Source organism: Fulvivirga aurantia (assembly GCF_009711475.1).
In the GTDB taxonomy this organism is placed as follows: domain Bacteria; phylum Bacteroidota; class Bacteroidia; order Cytophagales; family Cyclobacteriaceae; genus Fulvivirga; species Fulvivirga aurantia.
Map to the genome: position 1 here is coordinate 1 of NZ_SMMD01000051.1, position 310 is coordinate 310.

General features: G+C 35.8%; 1 protein-coding gene. It reads right to left on the bottom strand.

Features of this window, described 5'->3' with window-relative positions; all coding sequences use genetic code 11:
* Window positions 1-20 precede the first annotated feature (20 nt).
* Window positions 21-310 (bottom strand): DegT/DnrJ/EryC1/StrS family aminotransferase (locus tag E1176_RS00075; RefSeq protein WP_185152441.1); only part of this gene is annotated, 290 nt, incomplete at its 5' end.

Genomic DNA, 310 nt, shown 5'->3' on the forward strand with positions numbered 1-310 from the left:
TTGATCCATAAATCAAGCGCTTAGTAACCAAATATAGTATACAACTCTTTCTTAATATTGTTTAATTGCTCGCCTGACAGATTGGAACCAGATGGCAAGCATAGTCCTCTATCAAACAAATCATCACAAACGCCTGTCCCATAATATGGAGCATCTTGATATACAGGTTGCATATGCATCGGCTTCCACAATGGTCTCGACTCAATATTGTGCTTTTCTAGAGATAATCTTATAGTTTCTCGATCAATAGCTATCTTTTCTCGATCAATCAATAATGTGGTTAGCCATCTATTACAAAATGTATCTTTAG